General features: G+C 62.5%; 14 protein-coding genes. 3 read left to right on the forward strand and 11 right to left on the reverse strand.

The annotated features are described in order from the left end of the window. The first annotated feature begins 19 nt into the window (after positions 1-19). The gene (locus tag AB5Y68_RS02395; protein WP_039040226.1) at positions 20-1,870 is read left to right on the forward strand and encodes an extracellular solute-binding protein; all 1,851 of its coding nucleotides are present in this window, start codon (positions 20-22) and stop codon (positions 1,868-1,870) included. A gap of 89 nt (positions 1,871-1,959) precedes the next feature. Here the strand turns inward: AB5Y68_RS02395 and AB5Y68_RS02400 are convergent, their stop codons facing one another. Both AB5Y68_RS02400 and AB5Y68_RS02405 read right to left on the reverse strand, forming a co-directional pair. Continuing rightward, positions 1,960-2,352 carry a DUF2750 domain-containing protein gene (locus tag AB5Y68_RS02400; protein ID WP_039040225.1) on the reverse strand — a complete coding sequence of 131 codons (393 nt, stop codon included), beginning with the start codon at positions 2,350-2,352 and terminating at the stop codon, positions 1,960-1,962. Between the two features lie 94 nt (positions 2,353-2,446). Further along, a complete protein-coding gene (locus AB5Y68_RS02405; RefSeq protein ID WP_039040224.1) occupies positions 2,447-2,995 on the reverse strand; it encodes a hypothetical protein in 549 nt (182 codons plus the stop codon). A gap of 245 nt (positions 2,996-3,240) precedes the next feature. On the opposite strand from AB5Y68_RS02405, the gene AB5Y68_RS02410 reads away from it, so the two are divergent. Further along, the gene (locus AB5Y68_RS02410) at positions 3,241-3,489 is read left to right on the forward strand and encodes a TIGR02647 family protein (protein ID WP_039040223.1); all 249 of its coding nucleotides are present in this window, start codon (positions 3,241-3,243) and stop codon (positions 3,487-3,489) included. Here AB5Y68_RS02410 and AB5Y68_RS02415 read toward each other — a convergent pair. The 7 genes from AB5Y68_RS02415 to AB5Y68_RS02445 form a co-directional block, all read right to left on the reverse strand. Beyond that, positions 3,476-3,787 (reverse strand): hypothetical protein, encoded by a 312-nt coding sequence (locus tag AB5Y68_RS02415; protein ID WP_103254967.1) that lies wholly within the window; start codon positions 3,785-3,787, stop codon positions 3,476-3,478. The genes AB5Y68_RS02410 and AB5Y68_RS02415 overlap by 14 nt on opposite strands. 76 nt (positions 3,788-3,863) lie before the next feature. After that, positions 3,864-4,073: a cold-shock protein gene (locus AB5Y68_RS02420; RefSeq protein ID WP_005302803.1), complete on the reverse strand. Its 210-nt coding sequence runs from the start codon at positions 4,071-4,073 to the stop codon at positions 3,864-3,866. Positions 4,074-4,279: 206 nt separating this feature from the next. Continuing rightward, a complete protein-coding gene (locus AB5Y68_RS02425; RefSeq protein ID WP_010675312.1) occupies positions 4,280-5,380 on the reverse strand; it encodes a dihydrolipoamide acetyltransferase family protein in 1,101 nt (366 codons plus the stop codon). Positions 5,381-5,474: 94 nt separating this feature from the next. Then, entirely contained in the window at positions 5,475-6,461 is a 987-nt protein-coding gene (locus AB5Y68_RS02430; protein WP_041214863.1) for an alpha-ketoacid dehydrogenase subunit beta, read from the reverse strand. Beyond that, positions 6,458-7,546 carry a pyruvate dehydrogenase (acetyl-transferring) E1 component subunit alpha gene (gene pdhA, locus AB5Y68_RS02435; protein ID WP_041214862.1) on the reverse strand — a complete coding sequence of 363 codons (1,089 nt, stop codon included), beginning with the start codon at positions 7,544-7,546 and terminating at the stop codon, positions 6,458-6,460. The genes AB5Y68_RS02430 and pdhA overlap by 4 nt, the downstream gene beginning before the upstream one ends. Positions 7,547-7,817: 271 nt before the next feature. Next, positions 7,818-8,837 carry a succinylglutamate desuccinylase gene (astE, locus tag AB5Y68_RS02440; protein WP_010675315.1) on the reverse strand — a complete coding sequence of 340 codons (1,020 nt, stop codon included), beginning with the start codon at positions 8,835-8,837 and terminating at the stop codon, positions 7,818-7,820. Between the two features lie 269 nt (positions 8,838-9,106). Continuing rightward, positions 9,107-9,316, reverse strand: a complete 210-nt coding sequence (locus AB5Y68_RS02445; RefSeq protein ID WP_010675316.1) for a DUF1127 domain-containing protein — start codon at positions 9,314-9,316, stop codon at positions 9,107-9,109. A gap of 528 nt (positions 9,317-9,844) precedes the next feature. Here AB5Y68_RS02445 and AB5Y68_RS02450 point away from each other — a divergent pair. Then, the gene (locus AB5Y68_RS02450) at positions 9,845-10,738 is read left to right on the forward strand and encodes a DNA replication terminus site-binding protein (RefSeq protein ID WP_043153810.1); all 894 of its coding nucleotides are present in this window, start codon (positions 9,845-9,847) and stop codon (positions 10,736-10,738) included. A 78-nt stretch (positions 10,739-10,816) separates the two neighbouring features. On the opposite strand, the gene AB5Y68_RS02455 is transcribed toward AB5Y68_RS02450, so the two are convergent. Both AB5Y68_RS02455 and AB5Y68_RS02460 read right to left on the reverse strand, forming a co-directional pair. Beyond that, positions 10,817-14,689, reverse strand: a complete 3,873-nt coding sequence (locus tag AB5Y68_RS02455; protein WP_368206896.1) for an SNF2-related protein — start codon at positions 14,687-14,689, stop codon at positions 10,817-10,819. Between the two features lie 218 nt (positions 14,690-14,907). After that, entirely contained in the window at positions 14,908-15,561 is a 654-nt protein-coding gene (locus AB5Y68_RS02460; RefSeq protein WP_368206897.1) for a YceH family protein, read from the reverse strand. Positions 15,562-15,641: the final 80 nt, after the last annotated feature.

The following is a 15,641-nucleotide window of genomic DNA, read 5'->3' on the forward strand; positions in this document are numbered from 1 at the left end:
TCATCAGGAGAGCAAGGACATGCGTCATCCGTCATTTTCGATCATCCCCTCTTTACCAGGCATCATGCGGGTCACGGCCATGCTGCTCCCCTTCTGCTGGAGCCCGTTCGGCTGGAGTGCCACCCTGCCGGCAGATCTCAAATGGGAGAGCAACGACACCGACCCCGTCTATGCAGACCCCGAGGCCAAGCGAGGCGGCACCTTCCGGGATTTCATGTCGAGCTTTCCGCTCACCTTGCGCAAATACGGGCCGGATTCCAACGGCGGTTTTGCAGCCTACGTGCGCGAGACCAACCTGCCGCTCCTGAGCACCCATCCCGTGACGCGCAATCCCATCCCCATGCTGGCCAACCAGTGGGCTTTCGGCGCGGATAACAAGACGCTCTATTTTCGCATCAACCCCAAGGCCCGCTGGTCGGACGGCCAGCCCGTCACTGCGGACGACTGGGTCTTCACCCTCAAGATGATGCGCAGCAAGGAGATCAACGACCCCTGGTACAACAACTACTACAGCACCCAGATAAGCGAAGTGACCAAGTTTGACGATCACACCCTCGCCATCACCAGCGGCACCGAGAAGAGCCGGGAAGATCTGCTCGAAGCTCTCCCCTTCACCCCGGAGCCCAGCCACGCCATCAAGCTGACCGCCAACTGGGTCAAGGAGTACAACTGGAAGGTGCTGCCGGTCACCGGCCCCTACCAGATTGGCGAGCTCAAGAAGGGCAAGTCGGTTACCTTCGACCGGGTCAAGGATTGGTGGGGGAACGACGAGCGCTACTTCCAGCACCGCTTCAATCCGGATCGCATCGAGATCAAGGTGCTCAGGGATCAGAACATCGCCTGGCAGCACTTCCTGCGCGGTGAGCTCGATACCTTCCCCCTCGTGATGCCCAACTGGTGGCACGACAAGAGCAAGACCGCCGAATTCGAGAAGGGCTATATCGAGCGGCTCTGGTTCTACAACCAGACGCCTCAGCCCCCCATGGGGCTCTATCTCAACACCGCCGATCCCTTGCTGAGCAATCTCGACGTCAGACTCGGCATCCAGCACGCCCTCGCCCTGGACAAGATGATCGCAACCCTGCTGCGGGGGGACTACCAGCGTCTCAACACCTATGGCTCGGGCCAGGGAGATTTCACCAATACCGACCTCAAGGCGCGCCCCTTCGATCCCGCCCTTGCTCGCGAATTCTTTGCCAAGGCCGGCTTTACCAAGACCGGGCCGGATGGCATCTTGCGAAACGACAAGGGCCAGCCCCTCTCCCTCAGCATCACCTACACCACGGCGGAGCATGCCCAGCGCCTCACCCTGCTGCGGGAAGAGGCAAAAAAGGCGGGGCTCAACCTCGAGCTCAATCTGATGGATGCGTCTGCCGGCTTCAAATCCATGCTGGAGAAAAAACACCAGAGTGCCTGGATGGCCTGGAGCGGCGGTCGCTATCCCGCCTATTGGGAACACTTCCACAGGGTCAATGCCAACAAGCCCCAGACCAACAACATCATGAACATCGATGACGACAGGATCTCGGCCCTGGTGGAGCAATACGACAAGGCGTTCGATTTCGGCAAGAAGGCCGACCTCTCCCGCCAGATCCAGCAGCGACTCTATGAGCTCGCCAGCTTCGTCCCCGCCTATCAGGTGCCCTATACCCGGGCCGGCGCCTGGCGCTGGGTACGCCTGCCCAAGGTGCCGGCAACCCCCCAGAGCGACTTGCTCTACTGGCCCCTTGACGGCTCCAACTCGGGTTACAGCTTCGGCGGCCTGCTCTGGATTGACGAAGCGGCAAAGGCGCAGACCCGGGCCGCCATCAAAGGGGGGCAGACCTTCCCGCCGGTGACCATCACGGATACCACCTACCAGCAAAAATAGGGCAGCTGGCACCGTCATCCCCAAAACAAAAGACCCCGCACATTGGCGGGGTCTTTGTTACAACCGGGATGGCGCCAGGCAAAGGGCATTCAGCTGCGTTTGGCCTGCTTTTGCGCAATGGCGTCGGCGACGTCGGCCGGGTCCAGCACAATCCCTTCCTGATCCGGCGTCGGGAACACGGCCACGCAGAGATCATCCTGCTCCATGCCGTCCACCCAGCGATCCAGCCACACCTTGAGGGTGATGGATTGCGGCTTGCACTCGGCCCACTCCCCTTCGGCCCAGGCCTTGGCGTAGTCGGGATGCGGCCATACCGGGATGCAGTCTTCCTCTTCGGTCGTCAGCATCATGACGCCGTGTTCGTCGGTCAGGACAAACAGCTCTTCGTGCTCGACCAGCTTGCTGATGAAGTGATCAAAGCGGTAATCGGCGTTCAGTTGCAGCGCGGCATTGCGCTCGGTGTCGCTAAGTTCATAGCTCATCGGTCAAGTCTCTCGTTCATTAAAGGGCGACATGTTCACATCTTGCCGACCCCTTGTCCAGCAGGAGTAATGGGTCATCCGTCTTTCCATCGCCTCACCCCAGCTCGGGGGTCAACAGCCGGAGTCCCGCGGTCTCACCCAGTCGCTCCCTCAGCCAATAGGCGGACTCCACTTCCACAAAGCAGAGCTGATCCCGCCCCGCAGCGACCCCCACCATGATCTGCTCAAGCCGTGCTTGCTGGGCGGTACTCCAGGCAGCAACCAGCTTGCCGCCATGGGCCTCGTCCACCACCTCGCGGCGCAGCTCGAACAGGTTATCGGTGATCGGGCTGTTTATCTTGCTCGGGTGGCGCCAGTACATCTGCAGGTTGTCCAGCATCTCCTCATCGTAGCTTGCCAGCGCATCGAGCTCCGGCGTCTCTTTGCTCTGGGCCGCGAACTCGCACCAGCCTGCCGACAAGGTAGCCAGACTCTGGACATCCTTGCCATGCTGGCGCAGGGTTGTCACGTCTTCCCCACGAATGGCCGGCAGCCAGAGATCTCCTTGATGTTGCGCCAGGAGAGGGAGCAGCAAGGAGGGAGCATAAACAGGAAAACGGGGACCCAGAGAGTGCAGCAGAGAGACCAGAGTAACAGTGATCATGAGACGCGCCTTGAACAAGATGACCTGGCATCACGCCTGGTCATGAGGGTGAACGAGGGTGCCATTCTAGCATGTTTGCCTTGCTGGGGCGTTTGCGTCCAGCCGGGCCGGTGATAGATAGCGTCCAAAAAAGCAGCGTTTGAACCAGAGCGGCCCCGATAAAGGCCAATTGTTTGAGCCAGCGCCCACTAAAGAGGCACCGGGGATGCTAGGTTGCATACATCTTTAGCGTAAGGAGTGCATCCATGAGTGGGATCAACCAGGTTTCTGACGATTTTGTGAATGAGCTGAAAATACTGGCGTGTTTTGATCCGGCCAACATGAGCCTGGGGATCAAGCTGCGCAGCGACATGTCGGAAGCGCTTTGCCAGGCGGCAGCGCGCCTGCACAGCCAGGGCCTGATCACCGCGGTAGATGGCGGCTATCTGACCCCTTTCGGCATGACCATGCTGGAGCATCTCCAACACCTGCTGGTTGCACTCAAGCCGAATTGAGCGGTTGTGGTGCCCAGAGCGAGAAGTTGAGCAACTCCCAGCGCTCTCCTTGCCGCAGCAGACAAGCAAACAGCAAAGGACCTTCGGGTCCTTTTATCTTGCCATCGACCAGCCACTCTCCCGCCCGTTTTGGCACCGGCTGTACCCTGATCTCATCGGGTTTCACCGCGTTTCCCAGACGAACATGTACAAACTGTTGACACACGGACACGGCATCATTCACCGCAGGATCCGGCGTTGGCGTGCTGGCCTGACCGGTCAACGCCACGGTCAGCAAGAGGGAGGAGATCAGGGTCATGACGCGTATTGAGAAGCCATGAAAACAAAAAGCCGTGGCACCAGAGGTACCACGGCTTTCTTAAATTCTGCAAGAATTACAGAGCAGTTACGTTCTCAGCCTGCGGGCCTTTTTGACCTTGGGTCACAGAGAACTGTACGCGCTGACCTTCAGCCAGGGTACGGAAGCCGTTACCTTGGATGGCGCTGAAGTGAACGAAAACGTCCGGGCCGTTTTCTTGCTGGATGAAGCCAAAACCTTTGGTTTCGTTGAAAAACTTAACGGTACCGGTGATCATGTTAGACATATCTTTAAACCTGTATTCAAAATAATTACTTATGCTTTTCAGCGGGTAAAGCTCAAAAAACGGGATTACTTATGAACAACAGGAAAAGATGTAAAACATCATATTCATTGACATAACTATCGCCCTTTCAAGCTGGTTGAGATTATACGTGCCTTTGTCGATTACGCAAACAAATTTGTACCCCGCCAGCAGCGGGGTACGGCGGTTTAGACTTGTGCCGACTCCAGTGCCTGGACCAGGGCTTTGAGGAAGCGAGCCGCCTCTCCACCGGTGCAGGCTCTGTGGTCAAACGTCATCGACAGGGGAAGTGCACGCACCGGGCGCGCCTCGCCGTGGATGAACACCACCTTCTCGAACAACTTGCCCGCTCCTATGATGGCCACCTGGGGTGGCGTGACGATGGGGCTGGCGTAACGGCCAGCGATGGCGCCAAAGTTGGTGAGGGTGATGGTTGCCCCCTGCAGCATTTCCCGCGGCACGGCACGGGCCTTCACATCGGCGATCATCCGATCCAGCCCCTGCCGTATGTCAGCCGGGTCCCGCTCTGCCACGTTCTCCATCACGGGCACATAGAGCCCATGCTTGGAGTCGACCGCGATGGCCACATTGACCTCCCTGAACAGACGCCGCGACAGGGTCTCTCCGTCAAACCACGCATTCATGGAGGGTTCGGCCCGACACGCCACGCCGATCGCCTTGATGAGGCGCACCGTCACATCTTCATCCGGGCGCCAGTGGCGCAAGTCCACTTCGTCGGTGATGCTCACCGGCACCACAGTCCGGTGCGAGAGCTCCATCGCCTTGGCCATGGCCCGGCGCGAGCCTTTCAGGAATTCGTTGCCGCTCTCCTGCTGGGCCTCGAACGCCTGTTGCACATCCTGCTCGGTCACCATGCCAGCACTGCCGGTTCCCTTGACCTTGTCGATGTCCAGTCCCAGTTTTTGCGCCAGCAGACGTACCGCTGGCATGGCTTGCACCAGCGTGCCGCCGGGCGCCATGGCCCCCACCACGAAATGATCCTCGATATGCTGCTGATGGGCGCTGACCTTGCCAACGACGGTGCCGTCATCCTCGCCCCCTTCAAACTCCACCAGCGGTGCCCCGATGTGGAGGATGTCCCCCTCCTGCCCGCACAATCTGGCGATGACCCCGGCCACCGGTGAGGGCACATCCACCAGCGCCTTGGCTGTCTCCACCGACAGCAGTACCTGATCTACCTGCACCGTATCACCGGCGCTCACCTTCCACTCGACGATCTCGGCCTCGGCCAGTCCTTCGCCCAGATCCGGCAATTTGAAAAATTTCATGACCTGCTCTCCCTCTGCTGGGACATCACCAAACATTGACAGACACCATGGAGCCCTGTGGCCCAGGCACTTGCGCATCCGTACCTGTCGCGCGTCATAGCCACTGGTTCTCCATCAGTTGCCGAGCCGCCTGCGCGATCTCCTGCTCGGTGATGAGGTAATACTCCTCGTTGCGATAGTAGGGGACGGCGGCATCCACGCCGGTGAGGCGTCTTGGCGGCGCCTTGAGGGCAGTCATCGCCTCTTCGGTCACCTGGGACACGATTTCGGCACCCACCCCGAAACTGCCACAGGCTTCGTGTACCACCAGCAGCCTCCCGGTCTTGCGTACCGAGGTCAGGATGCTCTCCATATCCAGGGGTTTGATGGTGGCAAGATCCAGCACCTCGCACTGGATGTCCTGCTCCGCCAGCAGGTGCGCCGCGCGCATGACTTCCTGGATGCAGGCTCCCCAGGCCACCACAGTGATGTCCCGGCCGGGACGCAGGGTGAAGCAGACATCCAGCGGCAGGCCGATGCCGTCATCCACCACATCCGACTTCATCGAGCGATAGATGCGATCCGGCTCGAAGAACATCACGGGATCCGGGTCCCGAATGGCCGACAGCAGCAGGCCGTAAGCCCGCTTCGGGCTCGAAGGGATCACGACCCGCAGCCCGGGGATATGGGCAAACAGGGCCTCGACGCTCTCGCTGTGGTGCTCGGGTGAATGGATGCCGGCACCATAGGGGGAGCGGTAGACGATAGGACAGGTGACGCGGCCACGGGTCCGGTTTCGCATCCGCGCCGCCTGGCAGATGATCTGCTCCATGCCCGGGAAGATGAAGCCCTGGAACTGGAATTCGGCCACGGGTTTGAGCCCCTGGGTCGCCATGCCCACCGCCACCCCGGCGATGAGCCCTTCGGCCAGCGGCGTATCGATGACCCGCTTGAACCCGAATTTATCGCGAAGCCCCACGGTGGCGCGAAACACACCGCCGTTGACCCCCACATCCTCCCCCAGTACCACCACATCAGGATCGCGTGCCATCTCGTGGTGCAACGCCAGATTGATCGCTTCGAGCAGCGTGATATCGCTCATAGTCCCTCCCCGCTCTGCTGCATGCCCTTGGCGATGATGCGCTGGCGCTGGGCAAGATAGGCCTTCGGCAGCTCGGCAAACTGGTAATCGAGCAGGGTCTCCGGCGCCTGGGGCGTGATGGCCTCGTAGGCGGCAACGGCGCGTTCCACTTCCCGGCCCGCCTCTGCCAGCAGCGCTTGTTCCTGCTGCTCGTCCCACCAGCCCCGTTCAAACATGAACTGGCGCAGCCGCTTGACCGGTTCCCTGGCCCAGGCCGCTTCCACCTCGGCGCCGTCACGATAGCGAGTCGCATCATCGGCGGTAGTGTGATCCCCGAGCCGGTAGCTGACGGCTTCGATGAGCGTCGGCCCCTTGCCGCTGCGAGCCCGCTCGACGGCGGCGCGGGTCGCCTCATAGACCGCCACCACGTCATTGCCGTCCACCTGAAGGCTGCGCACCCCGGCTCCTATGCCCTTCTGGGCCAGGGTGGGCGCGCTCGACTGCAACTTGCGCGGCACCGAGATGGCCCACTGGTTGTTGTTGATGATCATCACCATGGGGAGATGCCAGACACCGGCACAGTTGAGCCCCTCGAGGAAGTCTCCCTTGGAGGTGCCGCCATCGCCGATGGTCACCACGGCGACCCTGGGCTGGTTGCGCAGCTTGAAGGCGGCCGCGATGCCGGCAGCATGGGTGATCTGGGTGGCGATGGGAACGCAGATGGGCAAGTCTTCCGACAACTCGCCATCGGCCTTGTAGAAGACACTGCCCCGTTCATCGCCGCCCCAATACTGCAGGTTCTGCTCCATGGGCACGCCCCTCACGTAGAGAGTGGGCATGTCCCGGTAGTAGGGCACATAGACATCCTCTGGCTGCATGGCGAGCCCGACCCCGATCCCCACCGCTTCCGCCCCGAGATGGGAGGGAAAAGTGCCGAGTTTGCCGGTTCGCTGCAGTGCTATCGCTTTCTTGTCGTAACTGCGCACCATCACCATGTTGCGGTAGAAGGTGTGCAGCATCGCCTTGTCCAGCCAGGTCGGCAGTGTCGCGACCGGGCGCCCCTCCTCATCGAGGTAACGAAGGAAGGGGATGTCGACATGGGTCATAACTGGCTCCTTGCCGTTGTCAGCGTCACCACCATGAGGTGACATTTAAAATGTAAACAACATGTTAACCAAAGGGCAACGAGATTCATCCAGGTAAGACCAGTAGAAACTTCTTTTATTTTCGAAGGTAATCGGAATTTTCGGCGAGCAGAAACAAAGAAGGGAGCCTGTTCAGGCTCCCTGTCATATCGAGTTCGGGATCATACCCATCACCGCCATGCTGCTTGCCACCGCCCGTGGCGCAGGATCAGCATGACAAAAAGGCGTCAATTCACTCCCACAGACGGGTGGGTACCACCAGCAGCATGGTGCGCTGTCCGATGGCCACGTTGGCGTTGGGGAAGACCACCGCCTCCCGCGGTTTCTCTACCCTGTATTGCCGATCCCCATCTTCTGCCAGCACAAAACCCTGGGGAAATTCGGTGAAATTGTCCACATCGCTGGCAAACAGGAAGCGGAACTGCTCCGACTGCTTGTTGATCACCCGATCTATGGCAAAAAGGGTGAAGTCATCGGCTCGCCATGGCTCGAGGGCCACCTCATCCCGGGTCACCAGCTCCTGCAATGTCTGGCGCACCTCGATGAAGCGGGTCATGTCGTTTTCACCGAAGGGCCGCACCTTGCCCAGCTCCACCGTAAAGGCATGGGCGCCGTGCTGGTGCGAGCTGTAATAGCTGAAGGTGGTGGTCGGGCCGCTCGAGAGCAGTATGGTGCGCACGCCGCAGGCACCGAGGAAACGTACCTGTTCCTTGCAGTGGGGGCGTTCGTGGGGGAAGGGATAGACGGCAAACTTCTCGTGGCGCGAGCCGCGAATGGCGGTATGGAGATCGTAGTGGTAACGGGGCCTGGCCGAGTCGGCAAAGAAGCGGCTCACATACTGCTCCAGACGCATGGCGCGGATGCGCTCCCGGTTGCACAGCCCCTCCCCCTTGCTGTGGGCGCCCGAGAAGAGGCGGTTCATGTTCTCTTCCACCTCCCTCACCCCCTGGTTCATGGCGGCGGGGTTGCCAAAGAGGAAGAGCACCCGGTGACGAACCTTGAGCTCCTCTGCGAGCAACCGGGTCAGCAACTGGTTGCAGATCTCGATGGGGGCGGTCTCGTTGCCGTGGATGCCGCAGGAGAGGACGATGTCCTTGTGCCCGGGTTGCCCCGCCTCGGAAGCGGGTTCCAGGCAGATCACGCCGGTATCCCACACGCTCACCCGGGTACCGTCGGTCAGATTGAAGGCGAAAGGCTCGAGCTGCCACTCATGGCGGCGCGTCAGGGCCAAAAAGTCATGCTGGGGAATCATCCGTCTCACCCTTTAGTCTGGAATGCCATGGCCGGATTATACGCAAGGCAACCGGGCTTAAAATCAGTTTTTAAACAAATTCAAACAGTAAGGATACAAAAGTGGCGAAAATGAGTGACAACTCATGCAACAGGATCAAGCGAGGGGAAACACGGGAGAGGGAAAGTGGTGAACGGGTATCGGCAGGTGAAGACAGCATGCCTTCGGCAGACGGGTGGGCAGAATGCCCCTGGGATCAGCAGAAAAACAAGGCATCCATGCCCGGCTGATCAACCACGCCAGAACGGCTTGGTGGTCTCTTGATAGCGGTCGGCTTCGTTCAGACCGATGTCCTTGAGCAGGTAGGCGGGCAGCTCGGAGAGCTGGCGACGGCTGCGGCTGCGTTCCAGCCAGGTCAGGACGGTCATCTTGACGCGAGCAACCAGATTCGATTCGCTGGAATGCTGGTAACCGGCTTCGGTATAAGTCATGTTGGCCATGATATGGCTCCTCTCTCTCGTTCTGCGCAAGGCTCGGATTTGATGCGCAAAGCTTAGTCAGGGCGGGGAGGTGCCTCAATTGACGAATTTTGATACATGACATTAGTAAAAGTAATGGTTGATATCGCCAGGGCAATAACCATAACCATATGATTTTAAAATGAAATAATGCTGAAACTTTCCCCCTTTCAACCTGGCAGCATTTTCTCCTGCGCCACCCACTTCTAACTATGCACTTTCCCACGCTAGCTATGCACGGCACGACGCCGAGTCAGCAGGGTGCAAACTCTCGGCCACCAGGGTTTGTTAACAAATAGATCGCAACAAGATCGTTATTTAACAAAAAGTTACGAACAGGCAACCTGAACCGGATGCCCCCATGTCACCCCCATCGTCAGGGTGGCACCGGACACTTGGCACCCTGCCATCATACTGGTATGGTTATTTATACAGTGGTTTATCATGCTGCCTCCCCACACTGCCCCAATATCATGCTGAACAGGGGAGCGGCACACACAGGATCTGCCGATGGACACCTTTACCCCCGCCGCCACCCTGCGTCAACAGATGGCCCTGCTGGAGGCGTCGCTGGCACGCCTTGCCCGGCAACTGGGCCAGCTCGACCTGCTGGAGGCTCATGTCTATCCCCTCCCGGCCGTGGCCCAGGGGGAAGAGCATGAGCCCATCGAGGCCATCGAGGTGGGCTATCTCTCGGGCGAGGCGGCCCTTGCCGCCACCCTCGCCGCCTTTCAGGACCACTGCGCCCGCCCCGGCTGCTCCACCAAGGCGACCCACCGTCTGCCCGGCTGGCTGCGCTTTCCTGCCGCCAGCGCCAGGGAGCTGGCCCCCGTCATCGAGGAGATCAACGCGCACAAGCTCGCCTTCAAGGCCATGGTGCAGGCGGCGGGCGGGCGGGACGAGAAGTTCGAGCTGGTGCACGGCGCCCTGCCCGGTGTCATCACCCTGCAGGTCTATCGCAAGCTGACCTGGCTTCAGGGGGATCTCCATTCGCTGGGCTTCACCTGGGCCGACAAGCAGAGCATCAGCCGCCTCAGCCGGGAGCAGGTACTGGAGATGCTGGAGCGCAGCCGCCGATATGTACCGGCGCTCTTTGACAACGAAGAGTGGAGCAAGATGGTGGATCAGGAGGTATACGACATTCGCCGCCTGCCGGCGGATGCCGCCCTGCGGATCCGCAGGCCGGTCAAGACCCACCCCATGATCAACCTGCTCTGGCAGGACCGGGAGCCCCGCAAGCAGCAGATCAAGGCGAGCCTCCCCCTGCTGCTCTGCTCCGATACCCAGCCGGCCGTCACCCATCTGGGCCACTACCCGCCCAAGCTGCGCCAGGCACGCCGGGATCGCAAGATTGGCGGTGACCCCATCATAGAGCGGCTGCACCTCTACCTCTATCAGGGGTAGCGCAGGCTCGGCACCGCCACAAACGACAAGGGGAGCATCACGGATGCTCCCCTTGTCACATCGAGCGACAGCCCGCCGTCAGCTCATCAGCAGTGCCCGCAGGCTCTCCACATCCAGCCCCTTCACCTCGGACTGGCCGCTCAGGAGGCCGTCGGCCAGTGCCCGCTTCTCGTCGTGCAGCGCCACTATCTTCTCCTCCACCGTCTGCTCGCACACCAGGCGATAGACGGTCACCGGCTGGGTCTGGCCCATGCGGTGCGCCCGATCGCTCGCCTGATCCTCCACCGCCGGGTTCCACCAGGGATCGAGGTGCAGCACGGTGTCGGCCTGGGTCAGGTTGAGGCCCGTGCCCCCCGCCTTGAGACTGATGAGGAACAGGGGCACCGCTTCGTGGCGAAAACGCAGGATGGACTCCTGACGGGACTTGGCGGAGCAGCCGCCGTCCAGATAGCAGTAGTCCCACTGCTTCTGCGCGATGCGCGCGCGCAGCAGGCTCAGGAGATCGACGAACTGGCTGAACACCAGCACCCGGTGGCCGCCGTCGATGGCCTCCTCCAGCAGGTTCATCGCCTCGTCCAGTTTGCTGCTGGTCTGGGACCACTCCGGCATCACCAGCTGGGGCGAGCAGCAGAGGCGCCGCAGCCGGGTCAGGCCGCTCAGCACGTGCATCAGGGCGCGGCCATCGGCGCTCTGCACCTGCTGCACCACCTCGCGCCTTGTCGCCTCGTAGAGCTGGCGCTCCTCGGGGGAGAGGCTGATGTGGTGGATGATCTCGGTCTTGTCCGGCAGCTCGGTCAACACCTGCTGCTTGAGGCGGCGCAGGATGAAGGGGCTGATCACCGCCCGCAGCATCGCCATGTGGCGGGGATCCTTCACCGCCTTGCCGAAGCGGCGCTTGAACTCGCCGAGGCTGCCGAGCAGACCCGGGTTGATGAAGGTGAACAGGCTCCACAGCTCGCCGAGGTGGTTCTCGATGGGGGTGCCGGAGAGGGCCAGGCGAAAATCCCCGTCGAGCTGGAACAGCAGTTTGGCACGCTGGGTGCCGGCATTCTTGATCTGCTGCGCCTCGTCCAGCACCATGCTCGCCCAGTGGCGGGACTTGAGCGCCTGGGAGAGGCTGCCGAGCATGCCGTAGTTCACCAGGATGATCTGCCCGGCCCTGGCCTGCTGGATCAGGGTCGCCCGCTCGGCGGGGTGCTCGAACACCACCACCTCCAGCTCGGGGGCGAACCGCGCCACCTCCTCCTGCCAGTTGGTGACCACTGACTTGGGTACCACCACCAGGGCGGGGCCGAGATGCTGGCGCATGCGCAGCACCATGAGCGCCTGCAACGTCTTGCCCAGGCCCATGTCGTCGGCGAGGCAGGCGCCGAAGCCGTGGTGGGCCAGGGTCGCCATCCAGCGCACCCCCTCCTTCTGGTAGTCCCGCAGCGCCGTCAACAGCTCGGGGGCACACTCCACCTCCTGCTGCCACTCCTGCTGCAAGTCGTGCCAGGCGTCATCCCCGGCGGTGGTCACCGCCGACAACAGGCGGGCCAGGGGATAGGCCAGCTTGTTGTTGATGCGCTGCTCGGTGTCCAGCATGGCCCCCAGCATGGTGAGACGCTCCACCAGCTTGTCGCTCAGCATCAGGCTGGTCTTCTCGTCGAGCTGGACGGTGCGCTGCCCCGGGGTCAGCTGGCGCAGGATGAGGCGAAGATCGAGGATCTGGTGCTCGTCCAGCGCCAGCGCCCCCTCCACCTGGAACCAGTCCTGGCGCCGCTCGATGCGCAGGCTCAAGGCCGCCTCGTCGAGGCTCTTGAGGCGGGCGCTGTCCTGGTGCCAGTGCACCACCACGCCGGCATCCACCAGCTCGGGCAGGGCGTTGACCAGGGTCAGCGCCTGCTCGCCATCCAGCTTCCACTCGTTGCCCGGCAGACCGATGGGCAACTGGTTGCGCAGGCGCTGGGCCTCGGCCTTCTCGGCGGCCAGATCCCGCTGCCAGTAGTGGTACTCCCGGATACCCTGGCGCACGATAGCCTCCCCCTTGCCCAGAGGCAAGGGAGGCAGGTCCCCCTCCCGGGTCACCAGCTGGACCACCAGCTGGCCCTCCTGCCAATCCAGCTGGACCGAGGGGATGCCGGGCCAGGGGGCCAGCTCGGCGTTGCCCTTGAGCCCCGCCACCTGGCTGTGCCAGGGGAGATCCGGGATGGCATCCAGGGTGCGCTGGAGCTCGTCGAGCCCGGCGGGCGGCAGCGCAGGGATGGCCTCCAGGGCCGGCAGCCTGTCGAGCAGCGCCTGCGGCGTCAGAATGAGCTGCCACAGATCCTGGGCCAGGGGCACGATGTGCGCGCCACGGGCCGCGGCGGCCGGGCTCAGCAGAGCCCTCATGCCGGCGCCCTGGGCCGCCGGGTCGTGGGCGCCTTCCCCCGGCACTATCTGCAGCAAGGGGGCGCTGATGGCCAGTTGCAGCTTCTGCCCCTTGGCATTGAACAGGCGGGGGTGGTCCGCCAGGGGGCGCCAGGCCTCTCGCGGCAGCTTGCCCATATTGCGCTGCAGGGTGCGCACCAGCGCCCAGTCCGCCTCGTCCAGCAGGTTGGCGTACTGGGTGGAGAGCAAGGCCGGATCGACCCGGCGCCCGGCGGTCCACTCCCCCTTGGTGCTCTGCTTCTGGATCTTGCACTCGAGCTCGGGCCCCTCGGCGTGGAGCAGCCATACCAGCCGCTCCTGAGGCTTGCGCACGCCGCTCGAGCGCCCCAACCCCTGCAACCAGTTGAGCCAGCTCGCCGAGGCGGGCGCCTTGCCCTCCTCGCCCTGTGCCCCCTCCTCGTCCTCATCCAGGGGGGAGGCGCGCAGCGAATGCAGCGGGGCACGCACCGCCCCCTGCCCCAGCAAGAGCCGCAACAGATCCTGGCAGAAGGCCATCAGACGGTGGCGCGGCTCGGCCTCCAGCAGGTGGGAGAGATCCCACTTGTGCAATATGGTCACCTGGGGACTCTGTTCGCCGTGGCGGGCCAGGGCGCAGAGATCGAGCCAGAGATAGCCCCAGTGCAGCTCCTCCAGCGGCAGTTGCAGGGTATCGAACAGCCCCACCGCCTGACCGTGACGATCGCCCGCCCACTGTCCCAGCAGATCCGCCAGCAGGGGGGAGCCATTGCCCAGGCTGCGCTGCCACTTCTTGCGCTGTTCGCTCCCCTGCACGGGATCCGCCTGCTGCAACCAGCCGAGCCAGAGCAGGGCGCTGAACATCCTGGGCCAGGACCCGGCCCCCTCCTGCACCTGCCACTGCCCAAGCGCCCTCTGGAGCCGTTCGGCCAGGGGCTGTTCATCCTCTCGCTCCGCCAGTTGTTGTAGCGACGGCCAGTGAGTGGTCACCTCGCCGGTCAGCGGTCCGCAGAGCCACTCCCACTCGGTGGCCAGCACCTTGACCCGCGCCGCCAGTGCAGGGGCGCAAGGGGTGACCAGGGACGCCAGCGGCCAGCTCGCCTCCGGCTCGGCATCCAGCAGGGTCTGCAGGGCGAAGTGTTCGAGCAGCAGGGTTTGCCAGGCGGGGCTGGAGCCAGGCAGCAGGCGGCGGGCGTCGGGCAGATCCAGCAGGCTCAGGAGCTCGGCACTCTGGTAATAGGCCGGGATCTGCCCCGCCTCCCCCAGACAGAGCTCGCGCACCACCTCCTGTGCCCGCTCCAAGCCCGTGACCGAGGGGATGCGGGACCACTGCGGCATGGGGCACTCCCCCGCACGCACCGCCAGGATCAGGGTCAGGGTTCCCTCTGCCGTCAGACTCCACTGCTGCTCCGTTCGTTGACGGACAAGCCCCCACTGCTGCAACTGTTCGAGGGTGTCGAGCAGCGCACGCCCGGGTGCGCCCGGGGCATAGAGGGTGTCTTGCAGGTAACGAGTGCTGGCGGCGCGCTGCAAATGCAGCTCGCACAGCAGGGCATGGCAATCTGAAGAGAGGGTGAAGGCTGACATCAGAACTCACGGGCAAGTGCAAAGGCGGAATTTTAACGGGAAAGCGGCGGCGGCTCGACCCTTAAGCGCGAAATAGTGCAAAAAAGCTGGCGCCTTTGATGGGTACGCGAGCGACAGGGCTGACAGGGCACTCGCCCCTGCCACCGGGCAACGGGCCGCAGGAGGAGCGCGGTCATCAAAAAAGGCGCCGCAGCGCCTTCTGGAGACAGGTTGTTGGCTCAGCCTTCCAGCCGGGCCAGACGGGCTTCCACCCCCTGCAACTGCCCCTTGAGGTGCTCGACCTCTTCTTCGAGCGCTGCCAGTCTGTCTGCCGCCGATGACACAAGGTTGCCAGCGGGCGCCGCGTCGGCCAGCGCCTGCAGATCCACCTCGCCACTGAACAGGTGCGCGTAGCGGGATTCCCGCTTGCCCGGCTCACGGGGCAGCTTGACCACATAGGGCCCCCGTTCGATGAGGGTGGCCAGCACCGCATCCACTTCGGTCACATCGTCAAAGCTGCACAGCCGGTTGGTGCGCGAACGCAGCTCACCCGGGGTCTGCGGACCACGCAACAAGAGTTCGCAGATAATGCCGAGCTCCTGGGCCGAGAACTTCAGCTCGCCGAACTCGGTATTGCAGAAACGATGCTGATAGCGGGGCACCCTGGCGTTGAAACCGGCGGTATTGACCACCAGACGGCGGCGGATCAGCTCGTCGATCACGGCGCGAATATCCAGCTCGGCGAGCTCCAGCACGGGTTCCCGGTTGCTCTTCTGGTTGCAGGCATTGACCAGTGCATTGAGCGAGAGAGGGTACTGATCCGGCGTGCAGATCTCTTTCTCAATCAGGCAGCCGATCACGCGGGCCTCTAATGGGCCTAGTACTATCTCCATGTCATACTCCCTTGCCAAACAAGACGTTAAGACGGTTATCTTAGCCAAGGCGCTTGCGCCGTCCAGCAGATAACCCCATT

Origin of the sequence: Aeromonas sp. R6-1 (assembly GCF_040908165.1) — a bacterium.
Classification (GTDB): domain Bacteria; phylum Pseudomonadota; class Gammaproteobacteria; order Enterobacterales; family Aeromonadaceae; genus Aeromonas; species Aeromonas caviae.

Excerpts from the sequence above, each read along its gene's own strand:
- AB5Y68_RS02445 (WP_010675316.1), bottom strand. The coding sequence starts at position 9,316 with ATGGCCAACATGACTTATACCGAAGCCGGTTACCAGCATTCCAGCGAA.
- AB5Y68_RS02405 (WP_039040224.1), bottom strand. The coding sequence starts at position 2,995 with ATGATCACTGTTACTCTGGTCTCTCTGCTGCACTCTCTGGGTCCCCGT.
- AB5Y68_RS02430 (WP_041214863.1), bottom strand. The coding sequence starts at position 6,461 with ATGAGCGATATCACGCTGCTCGAAGCGATCAATCTGGCGTTGCACCAC.
- AB5Y68_RS02450 (WP_043153810.1), top strand. The coding sequence starts at position 9,845 with ATGGACACCTTTACCCCCGCCGCCACCCTGCGTCAACAGATGGCCCTG.
- pdhA (WP_041214862.1), bottom strand. The coding sequence starts at position 7,546 with ATGACCCATGTCGACATCCCCTTCCTTCGTTACCTCGATGAGGAGGGG.
- AB5Y68_RS02455 (WP_368206896.1), bottom strand. The coding sequence starts at position 14,689 with ATGTCAGCCTTCACCCTCTCTTCAGATTGCCATGCCCTGCTGTGCGAG.
- AB5Y68_RS02425 (WP_010675312.1), bottom strand. The coding sequence starts at position 5,380 with ATGAAATTTTTCAAATTGCCGGATCTGGGCGAAGGACTGGCCGAGGCC.
- AB5Y68_RS02410 (WP_039040223.1), top strand. The coding sequence starts at position 3,241 with ATGAGTGGGATCAACCAGGTTTCTGACGATTTTGTGAATGAGCTGAAA.
- AB5Y68_RS02395 (WP_039040226.1), top strand. The coding sequence starts at position 20 with ATGCGTCATCCGTCATTTTCGATCATCCCCTCTTTACCAGGCATCATG.
- AB5Y68_RS02415 (WP_103254967.1), bottom strand. The coding sequence starts at position 3,787 with ATGACCCTGATCTCCTCCCTCTTGCTGACCGTGGCGTTGACCGGTCAG.
- AB5Y68_RS02420 (WP_005302803.1), bottom strand. The coding sequence starts at position 4,073 with ATGTCTAACATGATCACCGGTACCGTTAAGTTTTTCAACGAAACCAAA.
- astE (WP_010675315.1), bottom strand. The coding sequence starts at position 8,837 with ATGATTCCCCAGCATGACTTTTTGGCCCTGACGCGCCGCCATGAGTGG.
- AB5Y68_RS02460 (WP_368206897.1), bottom strand. The coding sequence starts at position 15,561 with ATGGAGATAGTACTAGGCCCATTAGAGGCCCGCGTGATCGGCTGCCTG.
- AB5Y68_RS02400 (WP_039040225.1), bottom strand. The coding sequence starts at position 2,352 with ATGAGCTATGAACTTAGCGACACCGAGCGCAATGCCGCGCTGCAACTG.